Here is an 8,289-nt window from a genome sequence, read left to right on the forward strand (position 1 = left end):
ATTGGCCACAATGCGAAGCTCATCTTCGCCGGAGGAGCAGTCGAGCAGGCCGCAGCGGCAGTCCTGGGCCGGATTGGACACGGCATGACCAACATTCTCCTCGTCGTCGCGGCGATTGCGACGCTGGCAGCGTCGATCTGGCTCGCGCTGGAGGGCAGCGCGGTGATGGCCTTGCCGCTGGTGGTCGTTTTCGCCGGGCTCGTGCGCACCCTGGTCCGTCGTGCGGGACGCAGGGGCATCACGCCGGCCGAGATCGCACCGCCGCCGCATGACGACAGGCAGCTGTGAATCCAGCGTTCGGATCCGGCAATTGCCGCGTTGCATCGCGGCGTCGTGCGCTCTATAAGCCGACCCGTCGGAGCGTAGCGCAGCCCGGTTAGCGCACTTGTCTGGGGGACAAGGGGTCGGAGGTTCGAATCCTCTCGCTCCGACCATTTTCTTCTTTGATCTGAGTTTTACGAGAGGCGGCCTTGCCGCCCGCATTGGCGCGTCCTGAACGAAACCGGCTCAGGCACCGCCAACTGGCGGACATCTCCGCCAGCCAGCCGCGCGCTCCCATGCTGTTCCTTCCAGTGAGAATCATCGTCGCCTTGTCGCTCCTCGCTTTCGCGCTTTCCGCTTGCGCGCGGGAGCGGGCAGGCCCGGCGACATGCCAGATCCACAAGACCGGGAATGGCGATTTGACCGAGTGCGATTGAAGGCCGGCGGCCTCAGTCTGGCGTTGTCCCGTTTCGGAGCGCTCGGCTCCTTTGCTTGTTAACCTTTCCTTAAGGCTTCGATTGCGCGGCCTCCGCGGCAGGCGCAGGGTCGGCGCCTCACAGCAGGAAATGGGACATATCGTCATGTCGATGGCGTTGAGCGATCGTCGGCCGCTGCGGCCGCAGGAGGTCGCTGCGGCGGGCAGGGGCTCGCTGGAGAGCTTCTTTGCCGGGCTCCAGCCCGACTGGCACTCCAACTGGGCCTGGGACCACTATGAGGCGACGATCCTGGCGCTGATGCACCAGTTCGGCCTGACGCGACTCTGCGAGATCGGTGGCGGCCGTGATCCGCTCTTCTCGGCCGAGGACGCGCGCCGTCATGGGCTCGACCTCATTGTCAACGACATCGATGCGGGGGAGCTCGCGCTGACGCCCAAAGGGCTGCGCACTGCCCGTTTCGATATCGCCGGCGACCTGTCCGAGCCGGATGTCGCCCGCGGCGGCTACGACATGATGATCTCGCGCATGGTGTTCGAGCATGTCCATGACGTCGAGCGCGCCTGGGCCAACATCCATGCCTTGCTGGCGCCGGGCGGTATCGGGCTCGCCTTCATGCCGACGCTCTGGGCGCCGGTCTTCGCGCTCAATCACATCCTGCCGAAGGCGGCTTCGCGCGCCATCATGCATGCGCTTTTCCCGGCGCGGCGGCAGGACGGCGACGACCCGGTCTTCCCGGCCTTCTACGACCAGTGCCGCGGCAGCCGCGCGACGTTGGCACCGATGCTTCAGCGCGCCGGTTTCCGAGATGTCCACGTCCAGCCCTTCTGGGGCAGCGGCTATTTCGAGCGGATGCCGGGTCTGCGTACCCTCGATGCAGCCTTCAACCAGCTCGCCGCCAAGGTCGATTGGCGCCTGGTGACGACCTATGCCTATGTGGTGGTGCGCAAGGAACGCTGATCCGCCAGGGGCGAGGGCACTTCGCGCTCGCCGGCTCCGTCCCGCCGCCGGCCGCGCATGGCGCGCAGCAAAGGCTGCTCCGCATAGCGATAGAGCAGCAGCGCGGTGAGGCAGGAGGCGGCCGTCGCGACCACGACATAGGCGGTGAGCGGAAGCGCGCCGCCGACGATCTGCGTCCAGAGATTGCGCAGCGGGCGCAGTACGAACGGGTGCACCAGATAGAGGCTGTAGGAGGCGTTGCCGAGCAACACCGCTAGGCCGAGCAGGCGCGACGGTGCTCCGCGCTCCGTGCTGGCACCCCGATACAGCGCCGCGGCACAGACGATCATCAGGGCAGGCACGCCCCAGCGCAGCGCGTCCGGCAACTGCAGATCCGCCAAAGTCGACCATTGCACCAGGCCCGCCATGCCGGCGCAGGCCAATATGAGCGCCACCGGTGCGCCGAGCCGCAGGCCGCCGAGATAGGCGAGCGCCAGCAGGCAGCCGAAGGCGAATTCGAGGATGATCGACTGGGTCCAGAAGGCGAGTTGGACCTGCGTCGGCTCGAGCGCGAGACCGATCCCGGCGAGCACAGCAAGGATCGCCGTCAGCACCAGCACAGCCCAGCGCATCGGCAAAGCGAGGGTGCAGGCGAACAGCACGTAGAAGAACATTTCGAGGTTCAGCGTCCAGCCCAGCGCCATGACCGGGCGGATCTCGCCTGGTGCCCGCAGGGACGGGATGAAGAGATAGGAGGCCAGCACGTGCCGCCAATCGTCGATCGGCACGTTCAGCAGCCGCGGCGCGACGAGGGCGCCGAGCAGCAACGCCGTCGTCAGCAGCCAGTAGAGCGGCACGATGCGCACGAAGCGCCGCCAGAGGAAGCTGCGCCATCCGCCGGGACGCTGGAACAGCTGCGTCGAGCTGTAGACCATGATGAAGCCGGAGATGACGAAGAAGATGTCGACGCCGGTGCTCCAGCGCAGCAGGGAGCCGTCGAGCGGCGCACGCCCGAGGGCGCTGCCCATCGCCTGCGTCTCATGGATGGCATGGCCGATCACGACGAGCAGCGCCGCAAGGCCGCGCAGGACCTGGATGGCCTGGTTCTGCCGGGCTTCCTCTGCTTTGCCGGTCATGGCGGGGGCACATCGGCCGGGCGGCGCGCAATGGCGGCCAGGCCCCAGATCAGCCCGAGCATCAGGTAGAAGTGGCGCCAATGGTCGGTGTCGATCTGGAAGCCCTGCAGGATCGTGACGAAGAGCACCGACCAGAGCGCGATCGCCTGGTGCTGCAGCGGGCCGCGCCGGAACACCAGCCACCAGCCGGCCCAGCAGGTCGCCACGGTCAGCGCCAGCCAGCAGAATCCGCCGAGCCAGCCATAGGAGGCGAAGGCGTTGATGTAGACGTTGTGCGGATCCTGCTGGAGGAACAGCCAGCGGAAGCGCAGCGGGCCGAAGCCGTTGGGCTCGGAGAGCAGCATCGGAATCGAGCGCAGCTGCGCGCCGAAGCGGCCGGTGACGCCGAGATCGTAGCTCTGGTCGAGGCTGGCCCGGACCTCGAACATCTCGCGGATGACGTCGAAGGAGAGGGCGATCGCCAGGGTGATGCCGGCGAGCAGCAGGCTGGTCAGGGCCAGCGCGACGATCCGCGCCCGCAATCGGGCCGTGCCCGCCGTCAGGAAGGTCAGGCCCGCCATCAGCAGCACCGCAGCCGCGAGATTGCCCCAGGCGCCGCGCGAGAAGGTCAGGAACAGCGCCGCGAGCGGCACGCTGATGAGAGCGAGGCCGCCGACGAGCCCGCGCCGTCCCACCAGGATGTCCTGCAGCACGAAGGCGATCGGCAGCACCAGGAATGGGCCGAGCACGTTCGGGTCCTTGAACGTGCCGGTCGCGCGGCCCCAGAGCGTGAAATGGTCGCCGAGGCCGGCGATGTCGAAATAACCGACGAGCGCGAGCAGGCCGGTGCACCAGGTCGCGAACAGATAGCCGCGCTTCAGCGCCTCGAGCCGGGCCTGCGTGTCGTCAGCCATGACGGCCGCCAGCACGATCGCCGTGACCATCAGGTAGAAGGAGACGGCGATGAAGCGCACCGCATCGGGATCGTGCATCCAGGGGATCAGCGAGACGGCGCCGCCGAGATTGAAGCCGAGCAGCAGCAGAATCAGCGGCAGCAGCGCCCGCGACAGGCGGATGCCGGTGAGCCCGAACACTGCCAGGACCAGCAGGAAGGCGATCTCATAGGGCGAGGGCTCGATGATCGCGACCCAGCTGGAGGCGGTCAGCAGCCAGAGAGCGCCGCGCTGCAGGGCGGCGTGGGAAATCCGGAGGCGGCGGCCGAGCCCCGGGCTGTGCGCCAGCGAGCTCAATAGGCGTTCTCGTTCTTGGTCATCAGCGAGAACGGCGTCTTGATCAGGATGTAGAGGTCGAGCAGCACCGACCAGTTCTCGATGTAATAGAGGTCATGCTCGACGCGGCGCTGGATCTTGTCCTCGGTGTCGGTCTCGCCGCGCCAGCCATGGACCTGCGCCCAGCCGGTGATGCCGGGCTTGACCTTGTGGCGGGCAAAATAGCCGTCGACGACCTGCTCATAGGCGCGGTTCGAGGCGGTGGCGTGGATGGCGTGCGGGCGCGGGCCGACCAGCGAGAGATTGCCCTTGAACACGACGTTGAGCAGCTGCGGCAGCTCGTCGATCGAGGTCTTACGGATGAAGCGGCCGACGCGGGTGACGCGGGGGTCGTCCTTGGTGACCTGCTTGGCGGCGGCGAAGTCGCTCATCTCGTGATAGAGCGAGCGGAACTTCAGCACCTCGATCATCTCGTTGTTGAAGCCATAGCGCTTCTGGCGGAACAGGATCGGGCCCTTCGAGCCGAGCTTCACCGCGATCGCGGTCGCGATCATCAGCGGCGAAAGGGCGATCAGGGCCAATGTGCCGACGACCTTGTCGAACACCCACTTGACGACGATGTCCCAATCGGCGATCGGCCGGTCGAACACATCGAGCACCGGGACCGCGCCGATATAGGAATAGGAGCGCGGCCGGAAGCGCAGCTTCGACATATGGGCCGAGAGCCGGATATCGATCGGCAGCACCCAGAGCTTGCGCAGCATGGCGAGCAGCCGCGCCTCGGCCGAGATCGGCAGGGTGAAGATGACGAGGTCGAGCTTGGTGCGGCGCGCGAACTCGACGAGATCGTCAATCGTGCCGAGCTTGGGGTAGCCGGCAACAAGATCGGGCGAGCGGTCGTCATTGCGGTCGTCGAAGACGCCGCAGACGCGCAGCCCGGTGTCGCGCTGGGCCTCCAGCGCCTTGATCAGCTCCTCGCCGGCGGGGCCGCCGCCGACGATCGCCGTGCGACGCTCGAGCCGGCCCATCCGGGTGAGCCGCAGGACGATCAGCGAGGCTGTCAGCCGCTCGGCCAGGAGTAACGCGAGGCCGACCGCATAGAAGGCGGCGAGCCAGACGCGCGAGACCTGGTCGCCGACCTTGAGGAAGAAGAAGCCGGCCAGCGCCAGCAGGAACAGGATCGTCCAGCCGGCCGCGACCCGCACCGCGATGCTGATGAAATTGCGCAGCGCGCTGACATGGTAGAGATGCAGCGCCTGGAAGACGGCGAGCGCGCCGATCGCCACCAGCGGCACCGTGACCTGGTAGGGCAGGGCGTAGTCGACCTTGCCGGCGACGTAGAAGGCGAAGACCAGGCCGCCGACGCCGAGGATCACCAGCATGTCGGCGAGGCGCACCAGCCCCTCGATCAGCACCGGCGACAGCGTCTGCTTGACCGGCATCGCGGCGATGCGTTCGGCCAGCGGGTGGAAGGTCCGCGTGCCCTCCGATGCTCCGCCTGCAGATGCGGGGCCGGTAGAATCCGCCTTAATCAGGTCGCGAACGTCGAAAGCGCCCATCTCGTCCAGTCCTCGCGCAGGGTATGCGGGCTCGCCCGCCGCGCTGAAAGCCATCGTGACCTAGCGCAAATTGCTCTCGGAAGACTTAATCGGACTCTGCGGAAGCGATCGGGATTTGAAGTGGTTTCGGCGCAATGCGAGCGGCCGAAGCCGCATCGCGGAAGCATCTTTTTTTGACCTATGGAAAGGTTGATTTTCGCTCGGGCCTTCAAGGTATTAGCTGATGCTTTCGAAGCGAAGAAAATAGTGTTGAAGGCGTTGAAAATCGCGGTTGAGTTGACAAAAAGCATAGATTCAGGCATTTAAGGCCGCGATGAGTGTCTGAGAAGCACATATTTCATTGACCTTGCCCACGGGTATTTCCGGTGATTTGGGTGTGGCGATGTGCTGGCCTTCGGCGAAAGCCTGAGCGCTCCCATCATCTCGAACATCGTCTTTTGAACGCTAACGATGCGCACCCCGCAGACGCCGCACCCGCGCCGCCTGCGCCCTGGGCCAGCGCCCCTGTGTGACTTATGTCTTTTCATTGGTTGATCCTGCTCGCGGCCATTGCCGTGGAGCTGCTTGCGACGTCGGCTCTCAAGGCCTTCGTCGCCGGCCCGGTCCTCGTCGCGGTGCTGCCGCTCGTGCTGATCGGATTGTCCTTCGCCCTGCTCAGCGTTGCCTTGCGGGTCATTCCCATGGCCGTCGCCTATGCGGTCTGGGAAGGTCTCGGCATCGTCGGTATCGCCCTGATCGGCCATGCCTTCTTCGCCGAGCATCTGACGGTGCCGCGCATCCTGGCGCTGGCCCTGATCATCGGCGGCATCGTGCTGCTCGAACGCGGCGTCGGTCATGACGCCGACCATGTGGCCCCAGAGGAGGATGAGCGGAGGCTGGTGTGACCTTCGCTGCCTCCGCCCAGACTTTCGCGCTGGCCTGGCTCGGACTTGCCGTCATCCTCGAGGTGATCGGCACCAGCCTGCTCAAGCTCTCCGACGGGCTGAAGCGCCGGCTCGTCGGCGCCGTCGGCGTGCTCTGCGTTGTCGGCGCCTTCGCCGCCCTGGCGCAGGCGATCCGCGGCATGGATCTCTCGGTCGCCTACGCCGTCTGGGGCGGCGTCGGCCTGGTGCTGACGGCCGTGGTCGGCGCGCTCGCCTTCGGCCAGCGCATCCGCCCGGCCGGCTGGCTCGGCATAGCGCTGGTCGTCGCCGGCGTGGTCGCGCTCAAGCTGTTCTGACCCGAAGGCGTCGCCTCAGTTCAGGAACGGGTTCTTCCACCCGCCCTGCTGGGCCGGCGCCTTGGCCGGAAACACCTCGGCGAGATAGTCCAGCACCTTGCCGCGCTCCTCCGCAGGGAGGGCCGGCATGTTGTGCTTGCTGACCATCCAGTCGAGTGCTTCGCCCCATTTCTCGCGGCTCATCCCCTGCGCCGCGACCAGCTTGAAGTTGTGGCAGGCGACGCAGGCATAGAAGGCCTCGTCGCGGTTCGGCCCGGCCGGGAACATCTCCGGCGTCTCCTCGGACGGGGCAGGGGCCTGCGCCAGCGCCGCCGGCATGGCGAGCAGCAGGCCCGCGCCGAGCATGAGCCCGGCGCGGCGGATACGTGCGATCATGGCGCTCACCCGACCAGCACCGCGACCCGGTGCATCGGGTTGGCGCCGTAGCCCTGCGGGTTCCAGCCGCCGGCGACATGCGGCTGCGCCCGGCCCTTGCTGTCGGTCGCGCGGACCCAGAGCTCGTAATAGCCGTCGGAGGGCAGCTCGACCTCAGCCGTCCAGCGCCGCCAGTCATAGCGGTTCTTCGGCTCGGCCGCCTTGGCCGGCTGCCAGGTCGCGCCGAAATCGATGGACACGTCGACGCGCGAGACGCCCTCATGCCCGTCCCAGGCGGCGCCGCGCAAAGCGAGCTTGCGCGTGCCGGCGGCGAGGCGCGTGCCATTCGCCGGATTGGTGATGATGCCGCGCACCGGCATGTCGGTCATGGTGCGCATGTTGGAATCGTCGGTCTTGCCGCCGGGGATCATCGGCTTGATCGCGACCGAGTAGGAGGTGCCGCCCATGCCCTGGCCGTCATGCACCTTGTCGCGGATGGCGATCCGCTTCAGCCATTTATGCGAGACCGAGGCCGGGAAGCCGGGGATGATCACCCTGAGCGGCCCGCCATGGATGGCGGGGAGCGGCTGTCCGTTCATCGCCCAGACCAGGAGCGCATGCGGCTCCAGCGCCGCCGCGATCGGCACGCCGCGCGAGATCGCGTCCTTCGTCGCATCGCCGGAGAGATGCTGGTCGGCGCCGTAATTGCCGGTGTGGACGGCGGTCGACTTCAGGCCGGCGCTCTGCAGCACGTCGGCGAGCGGCACACCGGTCCATTCGGCGCAGCCGGCGCCGCCATTGGTCCACTGGTTGCCGCGCGCCTGCGGCTGGAAGAAGGAGCGGCCATTGCCGCCGCATTCCAGCACCGTGCGGAAGGTCTTGTGCGTGAATTTCTGCTTGAGCTCGCCGAGCTTGAGCTTCAGCGGCGTGTTGACCTCGCCATCGATCAAGAACTCCCAGGCGTCACCTTCCTTGAATTCGTCCGGCGTCTGGCCGTTGTTGCGGACGAAGAACTTCTCGAACGGCGTGGTGTCGTCGTCGAGCATGTGCTCCGGCGTCTCGGCGACGAGCGGCCGGTCGCCGAGCAGGACGAGGCCCTTGGCCTTGCCGGGGAAGTCGAGGAACTGCGGGCCCTTCGCTGCGGCGGCTGCCGGGGCCGCGGACGGAGCGGGGGAGGCT

Annotated in this window: 9 protein-coding genes and 1 tRNA gene; 5 read left to right on the forward strand and 5 right to left on the reverse strand. The window is 67.1% G+C overall.

Annotated elements, in window-relative coordinates:
* Positions 1 to 84 precede the first annotated feature (84 nt).
* From GV161_RS21490 to GV161_RS21500, 3 genes are all read left to right on the forward strand, one after another.
* Positions 85 to 288 (forward strand): hypothetical protein, encoded by a 204-nt coding sequence (locus tag GV161_RS21490; protein WP_159650345.1) that lies wholly within the window; start codon positions 85 to 87, stop codon positions 286 to 288.
* Positions 289 to 356: 68 nt separating this feature from the next.
* Positions 357 to 434 (forward strand) — tRNA-Pro (locus GV161_RS21495).
* 408 nt (positions 435 to 842) lie between these two features.
* Positions 843 to 1,655: a methyltransferase domain-containing protein gene (locus GV161_RS21500; protein ID WP_159650346.1), complete on the forward strand. Its 813-nt coding sequence runs from the start codon at positions 843 to 845 to the stop codon at positions 1,653 to 1,655.
* Here GV161_RS21500 and GV161_RS21505 read toward each other — a convergent pair.
* Genes GV161_RS21505 through GV161_RS21515 form a run of 3 tightly spaced genes read right to left on the reverse strand, consistent with a single transcriptional unit; the run spans position 1,628 to position 5,537 of the window.
* Complete coding sequence (locus GV161_RS21505; protein WP_152014213.1) at positions 1,628 to 2,770, reverse strand: acyltransferase; 1,143 nt, start codon at positions 2,768 to 2,770, stop codon at positions 1,628 to 1,630. The two genes, GV161_RS21500 and GV161_RS21505, sit on opposite strands and share 28 nt — an antisense overlap.
* Positions 2,767 to 3,999 carry an O-antigen ligase domain-containing protein gene (locus GV161_RS21510; protein WP_152014214.1) on the reverse strand — a complete coding sequence of 411 codons (1,233 nt, stop codon included), beginning with the start codon at positions 3,997 to 3,999 and terminating at the stop codon, positions 2,767 to 2,769. The genes GV161_RS21505 and GV161_RS21510 overlap by 4 nt, the downstream gene beginning before the upstream one ends.
* Positions 3,996 to 5,537 (reverse strand): undecaprenyl-phosphate glucose phosphotransferase, encoded by a 1,542-nt coding sequence (locus GV161_RS21515; protein WP_152014215.1) that lies wholly within the window; start codon positions 5,535 to 5,537, stop codon positions 3,996 to 3,998. Before GV161_RS21515 ends, GV161_RS21510 begins: the two co-directional genes overlap by 4 nt.
* Before the next feature lie 515 nt (positions 5,538 to 6,052).
* Here GV161_RS21515 and GV161_RS21520 point away from each other — a divergent pair.
* Both GV161_RS21520 and mdtI read left to right on the forward strand, forming a co-directional pair.
* Positions 6,053 to 6,421: a multidrug efflux SMR transporter gene (locus GV161_RS21520; RefSeq protein ID WP_152014216.1), complete on the forward strand. Its 369-nt coding sequence runs from the start codon at positions 6,053 to 6,055 to the stop codon at positions 6,419 to 6,421.
* Positions 6,418 to 6,756 (forward strand): multidrug/spermidine efflux SMR transporter subunit MdtI, encoded by a 339-nt coding sequence (gene mdtI, locus GV161_RS21525; RefSeq protein WP_244624043.1) that lies wholly within the window; start codon positions 6,418 to 6,420, stop codon positions 6,754 to 6,756. The genes GV161_RS21520 and mdtI overlap by 4 nt, the downstream gene beginning before the upstream one ends.
* A gap of 15 nt (positions 6,757 to 6,771) precedes the next feature.
* On the opposite strand, the gene GV161_RS21530 is transcribed toward mdtI, so the two are convergent.
* Both GV161_RS21530 and GV161_RS21535 read right to left on the reverse strand, forming a co-directional pair.
* On the reverse strand, positions 6,772 to 7,131 hold the full coding sequence (locus tag GV161_RS21530; RefSeq protein WP_152014217.1) for a hypothetical protein: 360 nt from the start codon (positions 7,129 to 7,131) through the stop codon (positions 6,772 to 6,774).
* A 5-nt stretch (positions 7,132 to 7,136) separates the two neighbouring features.
* Positions 7,137 to 8,289 (reverse strand): sulfite oxidase (locus GV161_RS21535; RefSeq protein WP_248312380.1); only part of this gene is annotated, 1,153 nt, incomplete at its 5' end.

Source organism: Bosea sp. 29B, assembly GCF_902506165.1.
GTDB lineage: Bacteria > Pseudomonadota > Alphaproteobacteria > Rhizobiales > Beijerinckiaceae > Allobosea.

Coding starts and splice junctions, on each gene's coding strand:
- GV161_RS21505 (WP_152014213.1), bottom strand. CDS start 2,770: ATGACCGGCAAAGCAGAGGAAGCCCGGCAGAACCAGGCCATCCAGGTC.
- GV161_RS21530 (WP_152014217.1), bottom strand. CDS start 7,131: ATGATCGCACGTATCCGCCGCGCCGGGCTCATGCTCGGCGCGGGCCTG.
- GV161_RS21490 (WP_159650345.1), top strand. CDS start 85: ATGACCAACATTCTCCTCGTCGTCGCGGCGATTGCGACGCTGGCAGCG.
- GV161_RS21520 (WP_152014216.1), top strand. CDS start 6,053: ATGTCTTTTCATTGGTTGATCCTGCTCGCGGCCATTGCCGTGGAGCTG.
- GV161_RS21515 (WP_152014215.1), bottom strand. CDS start 5,537: ATGGGCGCTTTCGACGTTCGCGACCTGATTAAGGCGGATTCTACCGGC.
- GV161_RS21500 (WP_159650346.1), top strand. CDS start 843: ATGTCGATGGCGTTGAGCGATCGTCGGCCGCTGCGGCCGCAGGAGGTC.